Annotated in this window: 22 protein-coding genes, 1 pseudogene and 1 riboswitch; of the genes and pseudogenes, 2 read left to right on the plus strand and 21 right to left on the minus strand. The window is 35.7% G+C overall.

Features of this window, described 5'->3' with window-relative positions; genetic code table 11:
* Nucleotides 1-163: 163 nt before the first annotated feature.
* The 10 genes from KBU52_RS02760 to KBU52_RS02805 form a co-directional block, all read right to left on the minus strand.
* The gene (locus KBU52_RS02760) at nt 164-2689 is read right to left on the minus strand and encodes a pneumococcal-type histidine triad protein (RefSeq protein ID WP_254724240.1); all 2526 of its coding nucleotides are present in this window, start codon (nt 2687-2689) and stop codon (nt 164-166) included.
* Between the two features lie 290 nt (nt 2690-2979).
* Nucleotides 2980-3939: a hypothetical protein gene (locus KBU52_RS02765; RefSeq protein ID WP_223334338.1), complete on the minus strand. Its 960-nt coding sequence runs from the start codon at nt 3937-3939 to the stop codon at nt 2980-2982.
* Nucleotides 3940-4061: 122 nt separating this feature from the next.
* Nucleotides 4062-4973 carry a bifunctional riboflavin kinase/FAD synthetase gene (locus KBU52_RS02770; RefSeq protein WP_254724241.1) on the minus strand — a complete coding sequence of 304 codons (912 nt, stop codon included), beginning with the start codon at nt 4971-4973 and terminating at the stop codon, nt 4062-4064.
* Nucleotides 4974-5027: 54 nt separating this feature from the next.
* Nucleotides 5028-6011 carry a dihydroorotate dehydrogenase gene (locus KBU52_RS02775; protein ID WP_254724605.1) on the minus strand — a complete coding sequence of 328 codons (984 nt, stop codon included), beginning with the start codon at nt 6009-6011 and terminating at the stop codon, nt 5028-5030.
* Nucleotides 5974-6774: a dihydroorotate dehydrogenase electron transfer subunit gene (locus KBU52_RS02780; protein ID WP_254724242.1), complete on the minus strand. Its 801-nt coding sequence runs from the start codon at nt 6772-6774 to the stop codon at nt 5974-5976. Before KBU52_RS02780 ends, KBU52_RS02775 begins: the two co-directional genes overlap by 38 nt.
* Before the next feature lie 247 nt (nt 6775-7021).
* Nucleotides 7022-7711 (minus strand): sugar phosphate nucleotidyltransferase, encoded by a 690-nt coding sequence (locus KBU52_RS02785; protein ID WP_254724243.1) that lies wholly within the window; start codon nt 7709-7711, stop codon nt 7022-7024.
* A gap of 12 nt (nt 7712-7723) precedes the next feature.
* Nucleotides 7724-8602, minus strand: coding sequence for a DMT family transporter (locus KBU52_RS02790; RefSeq protein WP_254724244.1), 879 nt, complete (start codon nt 8600-8602; stop codon nt 7724-7726).
* On the minus strand, nt 8592-9461 hold the full coding sequence (locus KBU52_RS02795; protein WP_254724245.1) for a choline/ethanolamine kinase family protein: 870 nt from the start codon (nt 9459-9461) through the stop codon (nt 8592-8594). Before KBU52_RS02795 ends, KBU52_RS02790 begins: the two co-directional genes overlap by 11 nt.
* A gap of 12 nt (nt 9462-9473) precedes the next feature.
* Entirely contained in the window at nt 9474-10496 is a 1023-nt protein-coding gene (locus KBU52_RS02800) for a ribitol-5-phosphate dehydrogenase (protein WP_254724246.1), read from the minus strand.
* Between the two features lie 4 nt (nt 10497-10500).
* Nucleotides 10501-11208 (minus strand): 2-C-methyl-D-erythritol 4-phosphate cytidylyltransferase, encoded by a 708-nt coding sequence (locus KBU52_RS02805; protein ID WP_036752755.1) that lies wholly within the window; start codon nt 11206-11208, stop codon nt 10501-10503.
* 320 nt (nt 11209-11528) lie between these two features.
* Between KBU52_RS02805 and KBU52_RS02810 the strand changes: the two genes are divergently transcribed.
* A complete protein-coding gene (locus KBU52_RS02810; protein ID WP_142557396.1) occupies nt 11529-11828 on the plus strand; it encodes a YbaB/EbfC family nucleoid-associated protein in 300 nt (99 codons plus the stop codon).
* A gap of 46 nt (nt 11829-11874) precedes the next feature.
* On the opposite strand, the gene KBU52_RS02815 is transcribed toward KBU52_RS02810, so the two are convergent.
* From KBU52_RS02815 to KBU52_RS02865, 11 genes and pseudogenes are all read right to left on the minus strand, one after another.
* Nucleotides 11875-13638: a glycerophosphoryl diester phosphodiesterase membrane domain-containing protein gene (locus tag KBU52_RS02815; protein ID WP_254724247.1), complete on the minus strand. Its 1764-nt coding sequence runs from the start codon at nt 13636-13638 to the stop codon at nt 11875-11877.
* An 8-nt stretch (nt 13639-13646) separates the two neighbouring features.
* The gene (locus tag KBU52_RS02820; protein WP_254724248.1) at nt 13647-14237 is read right to left on the minus strand and encodes a 3'-5' exonuclease; all 591 of its coding nucleotides are present in this window, start codon (nt 14235-14237) and stop codon (nt 13647-13649) included.
* 69 nt (nt 14238-14306) lie between these two features.
* The gene (locus KBU52_RS02825; protein ID WP_004252719.1) at nt 14307-14798 is read right to left on the minus strand and encodes a DUF536 domain-containing protein; all 492 of its coding nucleotides are present in this window, start codon (nt 14796-14798) and stop codon (nt 14307-14309) included.
* A gap of 194 nt (nt 14799-14992) precedes the next feature.
* The gene (gene truB / locus KBU52_RS02830) at nt 14993-15871 is read right to left on the minus strand and encodes a tRNA pseudouridine(55) synthase TruB (RefSeq protein WP_254724249.1); all 879 of its coding nucleotides are present in this window, start codon (nt 15869-15871) and stop codon (nt 14993-14995) included.
* Between the two features lie 73 nt (nt 15872-15944).
* On the minus strand, nt 15945-16778 hold the full coding sequence (locus tag KBU52_RS02835; protein ID WP_254724250.1) for a hypothetical protein: 834 nt from the start codon (nt 16776-16778) through the stop codon (nt 15945-15947).
* Nucleotides 16779-17051: 273 nt separating this feature from the next.
* Nucleotides 17052-17864 (minus strand): hypothetical protein, encoded by an 813-nt coding sequence (locus tag KBU52_RS02840; RefSeq protein WP_254724251.1) that lies wholly within the window; start codon nt 17862-17864, stop codon nt 17052-17054.
* An 11-nt stretch (nt 17865-17875) separates the two neighbouring features.
* On the minus strand, nt 17876-18694 hold the full coding sequence (locus KBU52_RS02845) for a hypothetical protein (protein ID WP_254724252.1): 819 nt from the start codon (nt 18692-18694) through the stop codon (nt 17876-17878).
* Between the two features lie 25 nt (nt 18695-18719).
* Nucleotides 18720-19994: a DUF2130 domain-containing protein gene (locus KBU52_RS02850; protein ID WP_254724253.1), complete on the minus strand. Its 1275-nt coding sequence runs from the start codon at nt 19992-19994 to the stop codon at nt 18720-18722.
* An 80-nt stretch (nt 19995-20074) separates the two neighbouring features.
* A complete protein-coding gene (locus KBU52_RS02855; protein ID WP_254724254.1) occupies nt 20075-20872 on the minus strand; it encodes a formate/nitrite transporter family protein in 798 nt (265 codons plus the stop codon).
* A gap of 88 nt (nt 20873-20960) precedes the next feature.
* Nucleotides 20961-21379 (minus strand): annotated as a pseudogene (locus KBU52_RS02860) (hypothetical protein).
* Nucleotides 21380-21494: 115 nt separating this feature from the next.
* Nucleotides 21495-22004 carry a QueT transporter family protein gene (locus KBU52_RS02865; protein ID WP_006153693.1) on the minus strand — a complete coding sequence of 170 codons (510 nt, stop codon included), beginning with the start codon at nt 22002-22004 and terminating at the stop codon, nt 21495-21497.
* Nucleotides 22002-22099: riboswitch (PreQ1 riboswitch) on the minus strand. It overlaps the preceding gene by 3 nt.
* Nucleotides 22100-22127: 28 nt before the next feature.
* Between KBU52_RS02865 and KBU52_RS02870 the strand changes: the two genes are divergently transcribed.
* Nucleotides 22128-22562 (plus strand): GtrA family protein, encoded by a 435-nt coding sequence (locus tag KBU52_RS02870; RefSeq protein ID WP_254724255.1) that lies wholly within the window; start codon nt 22128-22130, stop codon nt 22560-22562.
* Nucleotides 22563-22613: the final 51 nt, after the last annotated feature.

Below are 22613 nucleotides of genomic sequence, written 5' to 3' on the forward strand. Positions count from 1 at the left end.
ATTAAGTCAAGACTTTTTATCGTAAAAATAAAATCATTGTTTTAGAATTCCTTGATTCATTTTTTAATACAGCAAATTTCAGTTTTTTAACAAATAAAAGGACATTATTCAATCAAAAATCGAACAATATCCTTTCGAGTAGATTATAATTGATAAAAATATTTTAAGGCTTTACTTGTTTTAGTGTCTTAATGTCATACATCACTAATTCACCATTTTTATTGTAAAACTGAACACCTTCTGGCTGAAAAATTAGAAACTTAGGATCGATTTGAGCAATTTTTGCTAACTTTTCTATATGTTCATTTAAAGTTACTTTATCCAATCCGTAGTCTGGTAAATCATCGTCACTTTCTTCTTTGGAGTTTTCTTTATCTTCAACCTTGTTTTCTGAAGGAATTTTATTGGTTGTACCAGTCTCATTTACGCCTGTATTATTCTTCGGTTGCTCCTCAGTTTTATCTACACCAGTCTTATTTTTATCACTATTTTCAGTATTATTTGAATCAGGTTTTAATTCTTTATTAGGATGTGTAGACGTTTCAGTTTTGGATTCTTTTTCTTTTATTCTTTTTGCTATTAAGTCTTGTGCTTGTTTCCATTCTACTTCTGACAAGTCGGATTTAGTGATACTTCTCAATGAACCACCTCCCGCTCTTGGAATACTAAATGATTTGTCTTCCCATATAAAAGTTTCTTTTGCCAATACATCTTTCGGATCAAAAATATAACCATCTGGAGTTGCAAATCGACCTTCTGCAAGAGCTTTCTGAACTTCTTCAGCAGAATGGATAATTTGCCAATTCTGCATTCCAGCGCGTTTTTCAAGAGGAGTCACATTAGCAATAACGGAACCTGAGTCCTCGTGACCCGGCTTAGACCAAACTTCAGGACGAACCTCAGGGTGTTGCATGACATATTTAATAGTCGCAATTTGATCAGGCTCTAACCATGAGTAAGGCACAACGTGAATATGATCAATGTGTGGAATAATGAATGAACTTCCAGTATCATAAGTAGTATTTGCTGCATGCATCGGCAAACTTGAGACATCTACAGCTAATCTTGGTTTAATCCCTGTGTCTACTATATCATAACGATAATGATCTCGATCCTTAAGCATTAGTTCTTGCTCAGAAAAAGCAATTTGAGTAAGATCAAGTTCGTCTCGAGAATAGAAGTATTCTTTCCCGTCTTCTTTAAGAACATATCCAACTTTACCATCTTTGGTAACTTTGCTAGTCACTTTTTTTGAATTAAATTTTGGTTTATCTTCGTTATTCATTTTCTCTGAAGGAATAACACTATCATTAGCTTGACCTTTTTCCTTCATCCACTTGCTAACTTCATCTAATTCAAATTGTTCTAACTCTCCAAATCCCACATAATGGAAATGATTTCCATGTTTCGCTATAATGCCTGATTTATCAACTGAATAGATAGAATCTTTACTGAATACATATCCATCACTAGTATCGTATGGTTTGCCATCCAGCCCCTTACCATAAGCTTTAATTGAATTTCCTAAAAACGTATGCTCAACTGTACTGTTTGTTGGCTTTTGGGTATTTACTGGCTTGTTGTTCCCATTATTTTGTCCTTTTACTGGAATTATCCGTGAAATCTTTTCTTCCAAAGCTGACATTTGACTATAAGGGATAAAATGATAGTGATCCCCATGAGGTACTGCTACCCCATTTGCTGTTTTTTTCGTGATTTGGGCAGGGTCAAAGAGCAAACCATCGGATTCCACATGACGTTGGCTGAGTGGCAAGGCATAAAGTTGTTTCAAAAGACTAGATACATCTTCACTTGGACTTGCTTGATAACTATTATCCACTTGTGGGCTAACACTTGGGGTCCATCTTCTAGTATTTGCCTCAACATTGCTTTGATTCGTTTGTCTATATGTACTACTATTCGAAGCATCTGATGAGCTGCTAGAAGAATTTGTTGACTGTCGATACCCAACTGAGCTTGTTTGACCACCTTTAGCGGATAAGAAGGCTTGAGCAGCAGCTAATTCACTGGCAGACAAGTCACTCTTAGGAATATAGTGGAAATGATTGCCATGTGGAACGATGTAAGCATCACCCGTGTCCTCAATAATATCACTAGCATTAAAAATATAACCATCATCCGTCGTATAACGTCCCTGAGTTCTTGCAACAGCGACTTCATTACTAACCTTTACTCCTCCACCATGTCCATGTTCCTGCTTCTGACGATTGATCTCATCCTTACTACGAATATTTTCGGAATGAGAAGCATCTTTGAGGTATACATAATAGCGACCATCAACCTTAATGACATAGCCACCCTTGACTTCGTTGACAATATCCTCATTTCGAAGTTGATAATTCGAATCTTTCATCAAGAGTTCTTCACTAATAATAGCGTCATAAGGAACCTTACCATTAAAGTAATGATAATGGTCTCCATGTGAAGTTACGTAGCCTTGATCGGTAATCTTAACGACTATCTGTTCTGCATTGATTCCTTCTCGCTGACTAACTTCATCTGGCGTCAAATTTTCTCTCTTAGTACTAGCCTGATTTCCATCTATATAAGCCACACGATTAGACTCTTTGCCAGTCTGTACTGCTTGATAACGCCCTAATTCATAACTTGAAAGGCTTAAGGCTAAAAGAGCTACAGAACCAAGAACATATTTTTTATTGATTTTCATCTAAACACACTTTCTATTTTTACTACTAAATATAAGATTTAGGCAACACTATAAGTTTTGTGTCATTAACCAGTTAAGTTTATGACTAGAAATATTTATAAAAACAATTAAAATGTTCTAATCCTTTTTATAGATTTCTAGTATTGTTTAGCCAAATATATTGGATATATAAACTTAACCATTTAATTAACCAGTAAATATTCTACTCCTTAACATTTAAGATGTCAAGTTATAAATTCACTTTTTCCAAAATTTTACCCAAAAGGAAAAGCACCCTAAAAGATGCTTTCTTATAAACTACCAATGTTGATCTCAGGAAATTTTTTTGGAAGAAGATTCCAGAATTCTTCTAATTGTTCTTCTACTCTATTAGTATTTCGAATAGTTAGGCTATAATTCTTAGAACTATCTTTTCGAGTGTATACAAACTGATAAACTTTTGTAAAACGGCTATAACTTGTACGTACTAAATAGATCCTCCACACATCTCTAAGATCTAGAGCTTGGGTTCCTTTGTAATAAGTAATGAGATGATTCTTATACAAAATAACTTTCAAGTCCTGGTCGTAAAATTCAGCTTGAGTATCAAGCAGCTCAAGATTTCCGTCTAATTCAGGGTACAGACGATACAGCTCTTTGAATGAATCAACTGTTTTCTTTCGTATGATAAATGCTGCGATTAAAGTCATTAGCCCCATGCCGGAAAAAATCACAATACCAAAAATATAGCTCAGACTGTCTCGTAAGTATTCACTGAGACTGAGATAAATTCTTGTATTCATATTACGAGCGACAACCGATTTAGCAGGAAGAATAGAGCTAATAAATTCATCAAGATTGATAATCTTAGTGTTCTTCGAAGTATTGACAAAATTGGTATCAGTGAGGGGTTCTAACTGTATACCTGTGAGAGTTTCAGGATTATCAGCAAGACTGTCTGCGTTCTCAAGAAGTTTATTAATTGACTCATCTTTCACTTTAGATTCAACTACAGCAAACTTTCCTTCACCTTCCTTGCTATATTGCACAATATAAACAACAGTTCCACCATCAACTTCACCAACAGGTTCAGGATAGATACCGTAGACTGACATAGTAACTTCTTTTCCAGTATCAGTTGTATCTGCAAACCTCTCTGTAGGCTTCTTGTGCATTTGACCTAAGAATCCTGAAATAGAAGCAATCGCAAAGAATACCAGCGAAAGCATCAGTACAGAAATAAAACCCTTATTTCTTTTTTCTTTAAACATCATAATCTCCCTTAATCTCTTATTAGAATTATACCAGACTTAAGTTTATATCTCATCTCTTATTCTAATTTTTATTAGATTTTAACAAAATAAAAAGCTCGAATTTTCATTCGAACTTGATTTTATTTTCTTGCAGCTTTTTCATCTTCTTCGAGTTGTTTGACCAGTTGTTCAATGCCGTCAAATTTTACCATATCTCGGATACGATCTAACCAATAGACTGTCACTGTTTCGCCATAAATATCTTCATCAAAATCAAAGATATTCACTTCAAAACGCTCTTCCTCTCCATCAAAAGTTACGTTCTTCCCGACACTGGCCATTCCTCGATAGAGTTTTCTTTTGATTTCGATATCAACGGTATAGACACCATCTGCCGGCATATAAGTACGATCCAAGAGCACGAGATTGGCAGTTGGATAACCGATTGTTCGGCCACGAGCATTGCCATGAACGACAATTCCTATTGTTGGAAGTGGGCTACCAAGCAATTGGCCAGCTTCTTTCACATTCCCTTCTAGGATAGCTTGTCGAATGCGAGTAGAGCTAATCTTTCCTTTTTCATCTTCTACAGGTGGTACTACGACTACTTCTCCATCAAAGATTTCTTTTAAATCTTCTGCTGATTTTCTATCAGAACCAAGACTATAATCAAATCCAACTACAATGGTATCAGCTTTAACTTCTTTGACAAAAGTATCTACAAACTCTTGAGCTGTCATATTAGCGATACGACTTGAGAAGTCCATTAAATAAAGATTTTCAACACCAGCACGTTTAAACTTACGTTCACGTTCTTCTGCATTCAGGATATGAAGTAAATTTTCTGGTGTATAGGGTTTTAAGGTTAACTTCGGTGACTCATGAAAGGTAATTAAAGCAACGCTTAATCTCTTCTTAGCAGCAATTTCACCAGCAATACTAAATAATTTTTGATGTCCTAGATGAATTCCATCAAAATATCCTAAAACGAGGACTGTTGGACCTGGTGTTGCAATGTCTTTTTCAGTTTTTATAGGTATTGTTACAATCATAGTCATATTATACCAGAAAGAAGAAAGCATTCAAAATATTACGAATTTAAAAAACTATAAGTTACTTTTTACTTCTTTTCTCAATTGCTCCAGACTTTCGATATTATATTTGTCCATGACTTTTGGTAGGTTATCAATGATATCAGGACAGGCATAAGGATTGGTAAAGTTTGCTGTACCGACTCCTATTGCTGACGCACCCGCCAAATACATTTCTATAGCGGCTTCAGCTGAATCAACTCCTCCCATACCAATGATTGGAAGATTAGTTGTTTGAGCTACTTGACGGATTAGTTTAAGAGCTACCGGAAAGACTGCAGGCCCAGACATTCCACCAGTACCATTGGCAATGATTGGTTTTCTAGTTTTGAGATCAAAGCGCATACCAACAAGGGTATTGATCATAGTGAGACCACTAGCACCTGCGTCCTCTACTGCTTTTGCGATGGTTACGATATCAGTTACACTGGGTGTCAATTTAACGTAAACTGGCACATCTGATGCCCCTACGGCTGCTTTTACCACATCATAAGCTAAATCTGGGTCTTGCCCAATCAAAAGTCCGTGATTCCCATGATCGACGTTTGGACAAGAAATATTGAGCTCAATGGCTTTCACGTTAGGTGCCTTGGAAATACCACTAGAAACGGTTGCGTATTCTTGCTTTGAAAATCCAGCAACATTTGCGATTATTGGAAGATTGGGAAACTCTCTTTGCAACCAAGGTAATTTTTCAGAGAGAACGGCATCTAGTCCTGGATTTTGTAGACCAATGGCATTCAGCATACCAGCAGGTGTTTCTGCCACTCGTGGAGTGGGATTACCAAAGCGAGATTCAAGGGTTGTAGCTTTAATCATGATAGAGCCCAAGAGATCCAAATCATAGTATTTGGCATATTCTTGACCAAAGCCAAAACAGCCTGAAGCAGGAATGATTGGATTCTTTAGTTCTAAGCCTGGTAGAGAGACTTGTAATCGATTTGTAGTCATGACACTCTCCTTATAAAACAACAGTTCCTGTTTTAAATACAGGCCCATCTTCGCAGACGCGTTGACTAACTGTTTCACTATCTGGTACTTTCAAAACGCAAGCGTAGCAAGCTCCCATGCCACAGGCCATACGAGATTCTAGAGATAGATAAGCTCTTGGATGGTCATGAAAGGTTTGATTGATGTATTTCATCATACCAGGCGCACCGCATGAATAGATGGCATCAAATTTTGTGTCAAATTCATTAATCACTACCGATACATTTCCTTTAATACCATAAGATCCATCATCAGTCGTTACAAAGACCTGACTAAATTTGGATAATTCATCTTCCAAAATAACAGCATCTTTAGTAGCGAATCCTAAAACAGTTGTTATTTCAACACCACACTCATTCAGTTGTTTAGCTACTTCAAGTAAGGGCGGCACTCCTATTCCACCACCAACTATAAGAACACGATTCTTCTTGTCTAAATCAGATAAATCGAAACCATTTCCTTGAGGTCCCATAACATCTATGCTATCACCTGTTTTTAAGCTTGAAAAGATTGCTGTCCCTGCTCCTTCAACTCGATAGATAAGTCTGCATTGCTTAGTCACCTTATCAATTGATGAAATCGAAATTGGACGACGTAAGAGATGGGCATCATCAGGTACACGCAAATGAAGAAATTGGCCCGCTTTCATAGCTTCGACCATTTCTCCTTCAAGTACAAGCTCAAAGATTGCCGGCGCGATTTCCTCCTGAGATACTACTCTCATAACTTCCAAGTGAATGACACCCATTCGTTTTTTACAATTTGGATTCATAACTTTTCCTCCTTAAATTTTAAGGGGATCAGATAAAGAAAAACCTTGCTATTGCAAGGTTTCAGTTAAGATATTTACACAAAAGTAGCAAATAAGCACTCGCTTACTTGTTTCCATTGTTGCTTCTTTTTCTGACACCTTGTGAGTCTCTCTGGACTTCCCTTAAAGGTTAAATTTTCACTAGTATACTGTATCAAACATGAAAAGTCAAGTAAAAATAGGTAAGGTATCAGTTCATAAAAGTTGCTTATTTTTGTGAAGAAAGAATTTTTTCTAGTTTTTGATAATCTTTAACACTGTCAATTTCGTAGATAGAATTTTCTTCTAACTCCTCTACATAAACATCTAGTTCTTTGATGTTATCTTTAACCATGTTATCCCAGTAAAGGTCAACAAACTCGCCACTTTCATAGGCTTGGTTAATAAATCCTACAATCTTCTCAGCTGTTGGAGCATCCCAGAACGATACCCCACTCAAGATGCGTCCGTTTTTACTATCGACAATGATATCTTGAACTTTGAAGTCATCACCATAAACTAGGAACCACTCATTATCACAGTCTTCGCGATAAACACTAAAGTAAGTTGAACGTTCGATATCATTGCGGAACATATTCTTGAAAAGATAGTTATCTGCATCGATAACGTAGCTATTAGCCAATTCTTCTTTTACCAAGTAAAGAGAGTAAAAGTTATTGTAATCAGCATACTTATCGTTGAAGACCAAACGAACCCCGTACTTTTCTTTAAGATAGTCGAATTGTTCTTTTAAATAACCGACAACGATGATAATGTCATCAATTCCACGTTCTTTCAAAAATTCGATTTGATATTCAACCAATGGTTTTTGATTGACTTTAACCAAGGCTTTGGGAGTATTTTCTGTCATGGGTCTCAAACGTGTTCCCAAGCCAGCTGCTAAGATAATCGCTTTCACGCGTTTTCTCCTTTATTCTTTAATAATAATATAAACACCAGCCATTACGATAAGTGAAGTAATGATGGTCAGCAAATTAAGGGGCGAACCCAAGAAAATTGCTGCAAACAAAACAGTCCATACTACATAACTCACATTTAATCCAGTAGCTTTTGCTGGCTGCAATCGATTGATAGCAATGTAGTAGGCAAGGTAAGAGATCATATTACATGCTGCAAAGACAATTAATAGACCAAATAATTGTCCATTTGCCACTTCTGCAAATGAATGATGCGAGAAGAGAACAATAACAAGATAGGACAAGAAAGATGTGACTTGTCGTATCAAGAGTGCTTCGAGTTCACTGAGTTCACTTTCCATAGCAAATGAGCTGAGAACACTTTCACTTCCCCAAGCAAGGGCACAGATCAAGGCACAGAGGATACCAATATAGAATGAATTGACCTGTTCAACCTTGTAGGTCTGAGCAATAATTCCTGCAATGATTAATAAAATTCCAAATACTGTATTCTTCGAAACCTTATGCTTAAGAATAAAGAAGGCAAGAAGGACAGAAACCGCAGGATAAATCGCTGAAACAGATGATGCTAAAGAACTACCGATATACTTGACTGCATAGAGATTGGCCTGCATGCCTATTGGCCCAGCCAATAGTGCTCCTATAATAACACTGACATTTCGAATGTTCAAGAAAATTGAAAAACGTACCTTTCCTTCTTTAACTAGAAGATATCCTAGCAAGATAAAAATACTAAGAAAGTCGTGCGCTGCTGCTACTACAAAAGGTGACAAGTCAGTAAATATAGAGAAGATATAAGCACTAATGGTTAGCCCTAATCCCCAAAAAATACCTGATATAAGTCCAAAGGAAACTCCATTTTTAGTCTTCATCAATACCTCCCTGAGACTGCAATCCTTTTACAGCTCTATTATAACGAGTGATTCCATAATCTCCAAAATCTGCACCATTTTCTTCTTTGTAAATGGTCCATAGGCTCCAAATAATGTCTTGCAAGATTTTGTAGATACGAATTTTTTTCCGAGAAACTGGTGTCTGTTCGCTTTCATAATAAGACAAGAAGGAATCTTCTTCGTCTGGAGTAAATTCAGATTCTAAAAAGAGTGCTGCAAGGTCCCACATAGGGTCGTTCATGGAAGAATATTCCCAATCAATCAGATAAAGATGTCCATCTGGTCCTTCAATAAAGTTTTCTGGAACCAAATCAATATGACATGATTTCTTCTCAATACCAATTTTTTCAAGCTCATTTTTTAAAGAAAGAACTGATTTTCTGACAGCTTCATAATTAGGATAAGAAATCTCCCCTTGAATCAATGATTCATATTTTTTAATTTCCTCAAAAGGAGCAAACTCTCCTTTCAATTCTTTACCAGAAGCATGAATCGTTTGTAAAATTGGAGCTATCTTTTCAAATTTGGTTTTAATGATAGTTGAATCAAGTGTCTCAGCATTTTCAATGTATTGATTAACCTTAATTCCTGCTTCAATATCGAAAAGATAATTTTCTACATCTAATTTCAAATCTTTCAACAACTCAAGATTGTACTTTTCATTCTGGCGGTCGATTAATTTATCAGTACCTTTACCGAAAAACTTAACGATGTACTGGTTTGAGGTTGTCTTAACCAAATAGTTTTGATTGGTCATCCCCCCCAATTGTTCAACGATCTGAATTTCTTCGTCAGCTGACAATAAGGAAGCAATCTTTGCTTTAACGATTTCCTTCACAATCATCCTCCATTATAATTCCCACTTAAAGACTGTCTTAAATGCGGTATTTAAGTCAGTTGCAAAAACTCGGTGAATATCTTTAATTTCTCTGACTGGTTCTTCTAGATAAATGATATTCTTCAAACGATTGGCAAATTTTTTAATTTCCATCATTTGGATAGCATTTTCAAAGTCAATTCTTCCTGAACGTGAAGAGCCGACTAGTAACAAGCCTTTTTCCAATGAATCCCGAGTGTTGATGTTGACCTTATACTCACTAACACCCATCATCAAAATGGTCCCTTGTGGTTTGATGTAACGAATCAAGTCATTAATAGCAGGCCCGCATCCATCACCACCACAGCATTCGAAACCATGGTCAAAACTTAAATCTTCTGGAATACTATCAGTAATGTAAAGCTCTTTTGCAAATGAGAAGAGTTCTAATTTCTCCCAATGACGTCCGATAACAATAATCTCAGCATCAGGCAAAGTGTAGTTGATAATATTGGCCATGACAAAAGCTAAACTTCCATCACCAATGACAGCGATGCGTTGGCGTCTGCTGTGAGATACCGTCATGAAACGATTCATAGCATGCATGCCAACACTGACAAACTCTGTAATGGCGGCAACTGTGTCTTCGATTTCTTTGTAAGATACAACACGATCCTTAGGCAGAGATACAAATTCTCGCATAAACCCATCATAACCACTTGATAAGAAATATGTTCCAGTCATGTAATTTTCGTAGAATTCCTCATCACTTTGCATAGGTGGTTGATTTGGAACCATAACAACCTTCTGACCAACCTTATAGGTACCTGTTGGATCAGAAATAACAGTTCCACAAGACTCATGAATCATAGCCATTGGAAGCTTTTTAGATAATATTTTGGGATCACGCTTTCCTTGGTAATAGCGTTGATCCGCATGACAAACCGCCATATAATTTGGTCGAATGAGGATATGATTCTCTTGGTCAATCTCTTCTTCCTGATATTTAATATTGATAAATTTTGGTTTTGTCAGTTGATAAATTTGATTAATCATGTCTCTAGTCTTTCTCAATCATGCTTTTAGCAATCTTCAAGTCTGTAACTGTTGTAATTTTAAGGTTTGAGTATTCACCTTTAGCCAAGGCCACATCTTTACCCTTAATGACAAAGATTTTACATGCATCTGTTAAAATTTCTTTTTCTTCTGCTGATAATGAACCATACAAATCAATAAAGTCTTTACAACGGAATGTTTGTGGAGTCTGTCCTTGGTAAAGATGAGCACGATTTGGAATATCTGTAATAAACTGACCATTTGTGCTTTCAACAATTGTATCCACCGCTTCAACCACAGTGTCAACCGCATCATGTTTTTGAGCAAGAGCGATATTGTCTTGAATCATACGAAGAGTGATAAAGGGACGAACCGAATCATGTGTTACTACGATATCATCTTCTGTTAGTGGACGGTAAGCATCGATGGCTTCAATAATCTTTTCAATACTAGAATTACGATCAGCCCCACCTTTTGTAATGATAATACGGTCCTTGTGGAGTGGAAGGAATTTTTCAACTAAATCTTCAGCATGTGTCACCCAGTCTCCATGAACTCCGACTACAATTTTTTCAATACTTGGTTCTAAGACAAATTTTTCAATTGTATGGATTAGAATTGGGCGATCTCCCAACTCAAGAAATTGTTTGGGTAAATTACTGATACCCATACGCGTGCCGGTTCCACCTGCTAAAATTCCAGCGTAAATCATATCGATTCTCCTTTAGTTTGTTCTAAAAACTCATTCTTTACTATTATATCATAATCTAGCATTATCTTGAAATAAATACTAGTTCTCTCCAGTTAGAAACTGATGGCGAGAGCACTTTAGGCTTTGAACATTAAAAAATTTAATCCTTGCATTTTTATTTCTCGGTTAAAATAGAGTTCTTCAGAATAATATAGAAAGCTTAAAGAAACCTTAAATCAATGGTTGATATGTATAGAGATCCTGAAATTTTAATTAGACTTTTCCAATTAAAATTGTTAAAATAAAATGGAAAATAAAAGAAAAGGAAGCTAACTACCGCCATGATGAATATGCAAAACATGATGCGTCAAGCTCAAAAACTTCAAAAACAAATGGAGCAAAGCCAAGCTGAATTGGCTGCCACAGAATTTGTTGGGACTTCTGCTCAAAACCTTGTAACTGCTACCTTAACAGGTGATAAAAAAGTCGTAAAAATTGATTTCGATCCTGCAGTTGTGGATGCTGAAGATATTGAAACACTTTCAGATATGACTGTTCAAGCGCTCAATGCTGCTCTTGAACAAATTGATGAAACTACTAAAAAGAAACTTGGAGCATTTGCTGGTAAGTTGCCATTTTAATTATATTCTTAAAAAGAGGCTGATTTACAGCCTCTTTTAATTTATGTTAATAAGCAAAGAACTCATTTGCTTTATTTAGCAATAAGTCACTATATTCAGGGTCTTCCTGAGCAGTTACTAATTCTTCTTTTATGTTTTCCAAGTCGTCTGTAATCATTCCGTCAACACCTAGGTGAAAAGACTTATTAAATGATTCCGAACTATTGATTGTCCATACATAGAGCTTTTGTTCAGTATTCCATAGTTTCGTCACAAAGTATTCATCTAAAGTAGAGTACTCCATTGTGTAGCCTGTAGCAACCGTTCTAGGAAAAACAGAATTATAGGGAAGAATAAAGTAGACAGGAATATCCTTGTCATACTCTCTTACTTTTTCAATAACCTTATAATCCAAGGATTGCATTTGATGACCATAAACCTTAATTTTTGCACCGTATTTGTCTAGAAAATGTTCCATCATCTGCGGGCTATCTTTGTGGCTGGTCTTAATCTCAATGAGTAGTTTCTGATGCAGTTCATTTGCACGATTCAGATAATCATCAAAACTTGAAATCTTTGTCTCATAACCATTCTCATGAATGTCAATCTGCGTTAACTCTTCTAAGGTCAAATCCTGTGGTGTTTTATTAATACCAGCTAAGCCTTTAAGATTAGCATCATGCATCATAACAAATTGACCATCTTTAGTCTCCTGGATATCCATCTCGATTAAATCTGGTTTTAACTGCGCTGTCTTTTCTAAGGATTCTACTGTATTTTGGACACCATTTCCATTCGATACACCACGGTGTGAAATCACAAGCGGTGGATTGACTACTGGAGCTTCCAGATAATTATAGCCTTCAATCGCAAAGAAGATACATGCACACACCATAACACCCCACCTCATGATATGGTCCTTCTCGCGTCTTGGCATAATGTCAAGTTCTTCTCCTGTTAAGAAGGACGTAAATTTCACAAGGAAATAGGTCAGTGCCATATAGTGGAAATTCTTGATAAGAACGAAGTTGCAAATAGCAAGGAGTAGAGATTCTCTCTGAGTAAGGCTATCTACTAAATACTGGATTGATAGTAAAGGGATGAGAGGAAGATAGAAGAATAGATTGGTTTTTACAATAATTAAGAATAAATGCCAAGCATAAAACCAAAAGAAATTCTTAGTTTTATCCAAACTATAAATGATTGCTTCCTTAACCGTCATCTTTTCATAAAAGACCTTGGGCAGAGTGAATATCAAGCGAACTGAAACATAAAAGAATAAGAGTGATAAGATAATAATGGCTACCCACCACATCCAGTACTTATCTTCCATGTAGGTTTGAATAAACTCTGGAATTACGATTTTATTGAAATAATAAATCTTAAATATCTTTCTGATAAACGGAAATAGCATTGCTACAAATATAAAGATGAACAAAGCTTTTGAAATAGTCAATTCCTTCATAAAAGCAAGGCTTTCACGAAATACTTTTCGACTGTATTCTATAAGAGTTCTTTTTTCGTGATATAGGAGGTGGCGAGCTCCAATAAAGAGAATACTAAGTTGAAAATAGGCTACCAGCAGATTGATGGCTATTAAGATTACGAAGCCAAGACTGACTATAGGTGCGTTTTTTATAATCTCAAAAATATTGTTGTAGGAAATAAACAAATATCCAGTCTGACTTAGTAAAAATCCAGCTATCACTGAGTTTAATGGCAACCAGATATAGTCAACCAACATAAAGATTAGAAAGAATAGAAAGAGGATTTTATCTAGATTTAGGTAAATCTTTTTAAAACCCAATTTTTTCGGTTTTTCAGGTTTCATAAAACCTCCTAATCAAAAAACTGTGATAGATCTAAGGCATCAAATGGATTCGAATTGAGACTACTCTGAGAATTGAGTAACAGCCTACTCTCATCTGACTCAAGAAAAGCTTCATACACTCGAGCAGTCATACGAGCATCCTCTAAACTATTATGAGATCGCCCTTTAAAACCTAGAAAATTAGCCACAGTTTGTAATTTTAGATTAGCAATTCCATGCAAATCAGAACTACGTCGCTCAAGTGCCTCATTATAGAGATCGACTAAATATTGTTCTCGATAGTCCAAACCATGTTCTAGTAAAATCGGTAAATCACTCTTTGCTGCATTATAACCAACAAGGGGTAAATCACCAACAAAATCTTGAAATTTTTGGAGGACTTCTTCTACCTTTGGAGCATTCTTGAGAGTCTCTGAAGTAATACCAGTCAAACCATTAATAAAACTCTTTAAAGGTACATCTGAGTGAACATAAGAGTCAAACGCTTCTACCTCTTCACCATCTTTAAAGTGCACTGCCGATACCTGAATCAAATGAGTCTTATCCTGGTGTTTGTTGAATTCTAAGTCAAAGGAGATATAATCTCTTAATGTTTCCATCTTATCATTCCTTATTGATTTGTAAAAAGAAACCACCTGGTCTAGTCATAGAAACCAAGCAGTTTTTTCTTATTTGCCAAATAAGCGAGCAAAGAAGCCTTTCTTCGATGCCTGAACTTCTTGCTTAGCTTGATCCAACTCCAACTGAAGTGTTTCTTGATCCTTCATAGCTTGAAGGGTTAACTGTTGTTGTTGGTCCAATTGCTTATCTTTTTCAGCGATTTGGCGGTCTTTGACACGCATCTGTTCATCTTTTTCAGCCAGTTGCTTATCTTTAGCTTTCAATTGCTCATAAAGACGAATGATTTCAGCGTTCTTTTCATCAACAAGAATTTCCATGAGTTCTCGTTGCTTAACTTCATCACTAACCGGTTCATCTTCAAAGATAGTCTTTTTGTAGATTTCTTCAAGTTTGATCAATCCACTGCGAGTAACAACAGTAACACCCTTGTCGTTTTTTGTAATATCTTCTTCTGGTAATTCTTTGACACGATTATTGATTGCTTGTCGGGATAGTCCCAAGACCTCAGCAATCTCACTGACAGTCATTTCAATACTCATAATATCCTCTATTTTTCTCTAGCTTTTCTTAAATTAAATCTTATCATAAGTAAGCAAAACTGTCAAATAACACTGTATTTTCAATGGTTTTTTAAAACATAAAATATAAAAACTATTTATTGGCTAATATTTTAAAAAAATGAGAGCATCTCATCTTTAAACTAGTAGATAAAAATCATTGCTTTTCCAAATACTTAAGAGAAAACCTTTCTCGGTTTGTAAAGATGTTCTCGTTTCTCCATAATAGCAAGTAGCTTCTCGCCTTCGAAAGCGGCAACTTCTTTCTCGCTACACTCTAACTCAATAAAACGACCATAACGGACTTCATCTGCCTGCTCAGGAGTCAAGTTTACTTTTACTAAATCCCCTGTACCAATCTCAAGCGGATGGAGAAAGTCTAATTCACCAGCCTCTACTTTTTCTGCAATTTCTTCTAAGGTCAAGGAATCTTCTAACTGTAAACCAGCTGCACTAGTCCGTGTAAGATGAGACATGTGAGCTGCATAACCAAGCTTCTCGCCCAAGTCAACCGATAAGGTACGGACATAGGATCCCTTGCTACATTTTACTCGGAAGGTAAAACGCGCAAGTTTATCCTCGTAGCAAATGGGACTGGTTCTTTCAAAACTATAAATGGTCACCTGACGTTCTGGACGTTCGACTTCCTGACCAGCACGCGCATACTCATAGAGCTTGCGACCATTGACCTTGACAGCCGAATACATAGGTGGTATCTGAATGATAGGTCCAGTCAGACTAGCAATGGCTTCATCGACAAGCTTTTCATCCAGTGGAGACAAAACAGGAGTCTCTGCGACAAGTTCCCCACTAGCATCCTCGGTCGTTGTAGAATATCCTAATGTGATTTCCCCCTCGTAGACCTTACCCTCATCCTGCATGAACTCTACCATACGAGTCGCCTTCCCTACAGCAATGGGCAAAACACCCACAACATCCGGATCCAAGGTCCCACCGTGTCCGATTTTCTTGGTACCCAAAATCTTACGCAGTTTAAAGACCGCATCATGGGAGGTCATCCCTGCTTCTTTCTTTAAGTTGATAATACCGTTCATGTTTGCTTTCTGATTTCCTTTTCACTTTATATCAACATACTCTATCTTAGACAGATTTTAAAACTATATCAGCTCATTCTTCTAAATATTTCTGCGCTTCCTGAACATAAAAGAGTTCTGGATTTTCATGGGCGATGCTTTCAAACAAACTGCGAGTACGAGCTTCATCTCCTTTTAATTGGGCATTGAGAGCGCCGTAATAAGAAAACATGATTCGAGCTAACTTATTTTCTGGTTCCGCAGTGTCAAAATAGTCGTTTGATATTTTATTTAAAACAAGATCCTCTATAGCTTGTATTATGTTTATTGCATTCGTCTGCCTAGTGACCTGAGAATTTGTTCGAACTTTTAATGTAGCTAACATATCGATTTGGTTCGAAATTTCTTCTGTTTTATCAGCATGGATTAGAGAAAGAATCTTAAAGTAAGCTGTGGACAATTGGATCTCAAATTTCTTATTAAAATTTTTATCCTCAAAATTTATTCGTTCCAAATTATCAAGTGTTTCTTCAAACTTTCCTTGGTAGTATGACGCTTGGGCAATAGCTAGTAAATAATTTGCATTATTAAACAGTTGTTGAGACTTGACTGAGTGTTCAGCCACATAACGATAATAACTTATGTGCTTGTCGAAATTAATATCCGTCAAAAGGATATTATCTACAGCTAATTTAACTAGTTTATTGTTTAATGAAAGGAGTGTCTCAAACCCAAAACATACTACCGTATAAGTAATGAATTTCATAAAATTCATTTCCCCACCTTTAAATAATTCAACAACCATCCCTATAAATGCTAGACAAACTATAGGAAATAAGCAAATGTATACTATTTTTGTCAAATTATATAATTTTGGAATTTCAAATCCAGATATTTTCAACGAATAGTTATTTAATATTTCTTTCATCATTATCCTCCATTGTAGAACTTAAATATAAGAAGGCGCTCGCTATTACTGGAGCCGCTATCGAGACTCCAAATCCAAATGTTGATGCATTAACTGCTACCCCATAAATTATCACATCTATAACAAAAACTGTAGCAACAACCACTCTACATGTACTCATAATTCTCTTTATGACATCTACCCTTCTCATCCCCTGTTTCAGTGGTCGTGTTAACTGTTGCGTAGTCTTTTTTTGACCTGGTTACTCTCTTTACTTAATTTAGGGGAAAGGTACTAGACAACATTATTGCTTACAAAATATTTCTTCGCTTCCTGAACATAAAAGAGTTCTGGATTTTCATGGGCGATGCTTTCAAACAAACCACGGGCACGAGCTTCATCTCCTTTTAATTGGGCATTGAGAGCGCCGTAATAAGAGAACATGATTCGAGCTAACTTATTTTCTGGTTCTGTGGTATCGAAGTAGTCGTTCACTTCTTTATTGAACACAATGTCTTTTATGGCTTGAGTTTGGGCGACTAGTTTAGCTTTGCCTCCTTTAAAATCTGGCGCCTTGGACAATTGTTCCTCAAAGAAAGCAATATCTTGTGCATCTTGAAGATGAATGCAAACTTTTAATAGCTCATAGGTTGATATTAAAAATGTATGGTTCCTGAATCTCTTCCAAATTTTCTTCAAATCATATTTGGACATATTTTCCTTGGCAGCTTGAAAATCTCCTTTTAGATAAGCCACTTGACCTTGGATAAATTGGCAATACTCACGATATGTTGCCCTAAAGGGCTTAATAGACTTTTCTGATTGAACCCTGAACATGTCCACATAGAGCTTAAGATTAATAGCATCGTTTAACACTAGATAAATAACTTTGTTTAGGACAAAACGTAGGTATAAAACTAGACTAGCAAATAGTACTACTACTACTACTAATATTACTCCCCACTTTTTGGTATCACTTTGGAAAATTAAAAATACAGCCAACACATCCAAAACAAGTCCAATAATTGAGCTAATTTGACTAATAGTCTCAATTTGTAGAAGAATATTCTCTGTCGCCCTACTTACTATTTTTTCAATTAATTTCATATGTTACTCTCTTATTCCCCTGATCCTAAATATTTCTGCGCTTCCTGAACATAAAAGAGTTCTGGATTTTCATGGGCGATGCTTTCAAACAAACTGCGAGTACGAGCTTCATCTCCTTTTAATTGGGCATTTAGAGCTCCGTAATAAGAGAACATGATTCGAGCTAACTTATTTTCTGGTTCCGCAGTGTCGAAGTAGTCGTTTGATATTTTATTACAATAGATGTCAACAATAGCCTTTAAACTCAAAATATCTTCCTGATATTTTAGAATTTGAGATTGAACATTACTTGTTAGTCCTTCAATTTCTACCATCAATTCTTTTAATTCTAAACAATTATTCAAATGAAGCAAGTTTAGGATGCTATAATACTTGATATTAAATACATAGTACAGATTTTTGGATTTCTTTAGATTACTATTTTTTATGTTATTCAGCAATTCTAAACTATCTTGGAAGTGTCCTCTATAAAAGGATACTCTTGCATTTGCCAAATATTTTGGAAGAACTTGAACATTTCTATTTAAAGAATTTTCCTCAGCTCTAGCAATTATTTCTTGATACTTTGCTAAATTGATATCTTCAGATAAAATATCAATTAAAGCCTTATCAAGTAATAGTTTAGATAGAAGAATAAACAGTATAACAAAGACAAGAAATATTGTTAATGCCTTTGTGTAAGTGGTCGATGAATGGTTAAAAATATAGACATAAACAATTACCGTTGAAAACACTAATAAATACAGCAAGTATTTAAATATAATTTTAAGAAATACTAATTCTATTTTATCAGCTGACCATGTTCTAATAATTTCTATAACTCTTTTCATATAAATTCCTGGTTCTATGGAAAATTTACTCCCCCTTCAAGGCATCAAACTTAGCCTTCATGGTCGGATTCTTCCGAGTCAATTTTTTAACAGATACATCATCCAACTTATTATTGGCAAGTCGGAGTTGGTTTTCTGATGTTGTTAGGAATTTCTTGACATCTTCCATCCTTTTGATGGCCTTGTCGATTTCATCGATGGCCTTGCCAAAGTTGACTGAGGCTGAATTGTAGTTCTTAGCAAAGGCAATCTTGAAGGCGTCTAGGTCTTCTTCAAAGTGGGTAATGTCAATATTTTGCTCACGGATAAGTGCTAACTCCTGCTTGTATTTTAGAGAATTAAGGGCAGCATTACGCAAGAGCCCGATCAGTTGAATAAAGAATTGAGGACGAATGACATACATTTTCTCATATTCGTGACTAACATCGACAATCCCTGTATTAAAGGAGTCAGCATCAGCTTCAAGCATACTTACCAAAACCGCATACTCACATTTCTTTTCTCGTCTGTCCTTATCCAACTCCTTGTAGAAATCGGAATTCTTGTGTTTACTTTTTGTGCCATCAGCTTCATTTTTCATCTCAAACATGATGGAAATAAATTCTAGGCCATTTTCATCAAAATCACGGAAAATAAAGTCACCTTTAGAGCCACGTTCAGAAACCTTGTTGTCCTTTTCGAAATAGGCATTTGGAAAAGCTAAGCTACGAATCTTGTTGAACTCATTTTCCGCATATCTCTCTAAACTTTCACCGATTTCCTTGGTTGACTGTTGGGCCTTGAAATTCTTGTAAAACTCAACTTGCTCACTAGCTGCCTTGAGCTGGGCTTCATAGTTTTGTTTCACCGAAGCAAGAGAAAGCTCGTTTTCTTTTTCTTGTAAAAGGAGCTGATTTTTAACCTGATCGCGTTCTTTTTCAAGATCAGAAAGAGTTTTTTGTAGTTGATTTTCATGCTCTAAGCGTAAGGTAGCTAATTGATTCTCAAGAGCTTGGACCTCTTTTTCTTTTTCTAACAGACTTTGGCTAGCACTTTGCTCCACTTCTTTCTTAGCCAATTCTTTTTCAGTATCGAAATTTTGGATTTGACTTTGTAGCTGGGCAATTTCTTGGTCTTTTTGAGCGAGTTTTGCCTGTTGTTCATTTAAAGCTTTTTGTTCCACCAATGTCAATTCTTGCTTGATTCGCTCGTGCAATTCCTTGTCAAACTCTACAGTACGAACTTGAGAGATCAGCTCTGCATATTGACTTTCATTTACTGTAAAAACTTCCCCACAATTTGGACATTTAATTTCGTTCATAATTTTCCTCTATATCAAACTATTCTCCATTCATTATAGCATGGAAAAACAAAAAGAAAAAGTTGGAATCAATCCAACTTTTAATCTACGTATGTATCTTCGTTTTTGTTTAAGAAGGCGTAAGGCAATCCCATCAGTAGACCACCACCGATAAAGTTACCGATGAAGGTTACACCCCAGTGACGAAGAATATTTCCAATACCGAAGTTAGCGATTGAATCAGCAGCAACACTGAACTTCACAATAGCAAATGATGCAAAGTTTGCAGCGATGTGTTCATTTGTTAAGAATACAAACATGTAAATGGCTGAAAGAACCAACCAAAGTTTAGCTCCACCATCTTTAACCAAAACAAATGAAAGGATGGCGATGTTTACAAAGATATTAGCTAGAATACCTTCTAGCAATACTAATTCATTCGAACGTGCTAACTTCATTTCTACAACGCCAGAAATAAAGCTATCATGTGTAAGATTTGCATAGGCTGCTGAATGAGCAAATCCCCAACCGGCAATAAGCGCACCAATTAAGTTAAAGAAAGTACAATACAAAAGAATTTCAGCTGTTTTTCTCCAGCTAATTTTTTTCAAAAAGCTACCAGCTGTAAGGAACATCATATTAGATGTAACCAACTCAGCATTCAAGAATACAATGTAAGCCAATCCCCAAGCGAAAACAAATGGGAAAAGGAATCGTCCGCTACCTGGTGCAATCTTATTAATCAAATCTGCACCAACTGCTCCTGCTGCTGTACTGAAGGTAAGGAAAGCACCTGCAAACATTGAACGGATAGCATACTTGAATTTACTATTTGAATAAAGACTTTCTTTCTTTTTACAAGCAAATTCAATTTTTGAGATAAATTCTGATGAAACCATAAAAACTCCTAAAACTTTTATTTGTGAATATTATAACATAAAACCGACTTTATGGAAAGGCTTTCTGAAATTTTAAAAAAATTAAAACCTATGATTCTAAAATGCGAATTTTGATATTGTATTTTTTCGTTTCATTTTTTAGATTTCTGACAAGCTTATCATTCTCTTTTGATTGGCCAAAGAAAAAGGCTAGAGCTTTTCCGTTCTTTTGTTGGATACACAAAAAATATCTAGCTCCATTCAATTAACACTTGGAATAAAATGGACCTCAATCTTTTTTATATTATTCAGTGGTATAATTCGCTTTCTAAAAACATAAGCATTATGGATATAAAATCTTCCCTTAGCAATATGAAATGGGGCAAAAAAGTTTCCACCACTTTGACGCACAATGATATAACGGCGCCATAGAATCAGTAAAAGAAGGAGGGATACAAAGCAAATAGCAAAAGTCAAAACCGAGCTTTTCATCATCGATTTTAGCCCAATCAAAAAATAATCAATCATAATTAAACCTCCTTTTTCCCTTATTATATCACTTTTATTGAACTACTAGTTTTATGGACAAAGAAAAAGACTGAACAAAGTTCAGTCCTTTTCACAAATATTTGATGTGATATCTTTATCTAGTCAAATCAATACGTTGACCAATTTTACCAATGATAATTGCACCGACAATTAGTGAAGCGAATTCTCCGATTCCAGTAGTGAACCAAGTAAAGAAGAAAGGTGCTTCTGCTACGATGTTCAATTCAGCAGCAATGGTGATCATTGAAATTGAAAATAGAATTGAAAAGAAGAAATGATCTTTCCGAATCAATCCATTAAAAAGATAGTCTTTACTATATTTACTGAACAACAAAACTCCTAAGCTTAGGAAGACAAGAGTTGATCCTCCACCAACAGCGACATCAATGAGTCCAAAACTGAAAAAATTAGCAATCATACATCCAAGAGTAACACCAATAATGTACTTAGGATTGTAAAAAGCTAGAAAGTTCATCATTTCAGAAATACGGAATTGGTAAGCTCCGTAGCTAATGGCATTGAGTGGTGGTGTAATAGTCAAAACCACATAAATTGCTGCGACAATGGCAATGTCAGCCAAATCGCGGACAGTAAGTTTTTTCATGTTTTCTCCTTTAGCGGCTCCACCGCGTTTAATATGCTTGGTGAAAGAAGCTAAGCACCAAGGGTTGAACAAGTCAACTTTGTTAGTATAGCACATTTAAAGGCTTTATGCTATACTAATCTTATGAAAAGATACATTAAAAAATTCTTCGATAACGAAATTTTATCTTATTTATTTTTCGGCGTTGCTACTACTGTTGTTTCTGTAGGGACTCGAATGATTATTTTTTACTTGACTCAGCAAGAATTAACAGCTACTGCTCTAGGTAATATAACAGGTATTCTATTTGCTTTCTTTACCAATGACACTATTGTTTTTAAACAAAAACGAGAAAATTGGTTTGGACGTCTCATTAAATTCTCTGGAGCTAGATTTTTTACCTTCTTACTTGATATGGCACTAACCTTTATTTTTGTCACCAAGTTTCCTCATATAATTGGTCAATTTATAGATGATGATATTAATATAATTAATACGGTTGAAATAGTTCTCGCTCAAGTTACAATTGTCGTTCTAAATTACCTTTTTAGCAAGCTTTTTGTTTTTAAAAATAAATGAGCACTTTTCTTGCATTCAACATAAATTTACGATATAATGTGCCTGTAGAAA

Source organism: Streptococcus sp. 9.1(2021) (assembly GCF_030466425.1).
Taxonomy (GTDB): domain Bacteria; phylum Bacillota; class Bacilli; order Lactobacillales; family Streptococcaceae; genus Streptococcus; species Streptococcus wuxiensis.

What these genes read in the sequence shown, in the direction of transcription:
- KBU52_RS02760 (WP_254724240.1), bottom strand. Translation starts at nt 2,689, where the DNA reads ATGAAAATCAATAAAAAATATGTTCTTGGTTCTGTAGCTCTTTTAGCC.
- KBU52_RS02765 (WP_223334338.1), bottom strand. Translation starts at nt 3,939, where the DNA reads ATGTTTAAAGAAAAAAGAAATAAGGGTTTTATTTCTGTACTGATGCTT.
- KBU52_RS02770 (WP_254724241.1), bottom strand. Translation starts at nt 4,973, where the DNA reads ATGATTGTAACAATACCTATAAAAACTGAAAAAGACATTGCAACACCA.
- KBU52_RS02775 (WP_254724605.1), bottom strand. Translation starts at nt 6,011, where the DNA reads ATGGGCCTGTATTTAAAACAGGAACTGTTGTTTTATAAGGAGAGTGTC.
- KBU52_RS02780 (WP_254724242.1), bottom strand. Translation starts at nt 6,774, where the DNA reads ATGAATCCAAATTGTAAAAAACGAATGGGTGTCATTCACTTGGAAGTT.
- KBU52_RS02790 (WP_254724244.1), bottom strand. Translation starts at nt 8,602, where the DNA reads ATGAAGACTAAAAATGGAGTTTCCTTTGGACTTATATCAGGTATTTTT.
- KBU52_RS02800 (WP_254724246.1), bottom strand. Translation starts at nt 10,496, where the DNA reads ATGATTAATCAAATTTATCAACTGACAAAACCAAAATTTATCAATATT.
- KBU52_RS02805 (WP_036752755.1), bottom strand. Translation starts at nt 11,208, where the DNA reads ATGATTTACGCTGGAATTTTAGCAGGTGGAACCGGCACGCGTATGGGT.
- KBU52_RS02810 (WP_142557396.1), top strand. Translation starts at nt 11,529, where the DNA reads ATGATGAATATGCAAAACATGATGCGTCAAGCTCAAAAACTTCAAAAA.
- KBU52_RS02815 (WP_254724247.1), bottom strand. Translation starts at nt 13,638, where the DNA reads ATGAAACCTGAAAAACCGAAAAAATTGGGTTTTAAAAAGATTTACCTA.
- KBU52_RS02820 (WP_254724248.1), bottom strand. Translation starts at nt 14,237, where the DNA reads ATGGAAACATTAAGAGATTATATCTCCTTTGACTTAGAATTCAACAAA.
- KBU52_RS02825 (WP_004252719.1), bottom strand. Translation starts at nt 14,798, where the DNA reads ATGAGTATTGAAATGACTGTCAGTGAGATTGCTGAGGTCTTGGGACTA.
- truB (WP_254724249.1), bottom strand. Translation starts at nt 15,871, where the DNA reads ATGAACGGTATTATCAACTTAAAGAAAGAAGCAGGGATGACCTCCCAT.
- KBU52_RS02835 (WP_254724250.1), bottom strand. Translation starts at nt 16,778, where the DNA reads ATGAAAGAAATATTAAATAACTATTCGTTGAAAATATCTGGATTTGAA.
- KBU52_RS02840 (WP_254724251.1), bottom strand. Translation starts at nt 17,864, where the DNA reads ATGAAATTAATTGAAAAAATAGTAAGTAGGGCGACAGAGAATATTCTT.
- KBU52_RS02845 (WP_254724252.1), bottom strand. Translation starts at nt 18,694, where the DNA reads ATGAAAAGAGTTATAGAAATTATTAGAACATGGTCAGCTGATAAAATA.
- KBU52_RS02850 (WP_254724253.1), bottom strand. Translation starts at nt 19,994, where the DNA reads ATGAACGAAATTAAATGTCCAAATTGTGGGGAAGTTTTTACAGTAAAT.
- KBU52_RS02855 (WP_254724254.1), bottom strand. Translation starts at nt 20,872, where the DNA reads ATGGTTTCATCAGAATTTATCTCAAAAATTGAATTTGCTTGTAAAAAG.
- KBU52_RS02865 (WP_006153693.1), bottom strand. Translation starts at nt 22,004, where the DNA reads ATGAAAAAACTTACTGTCCGCGATTTGGCTGACATTGCCATTGTCGCA.
- KBU52_RS02870 (WP_254724255.1), top strand. Translation starts at nt 22,128, where the DNA reads ATGAAAAGATACATTAAAAAATTCTTCGATAACGAAATTTTATCTTAT.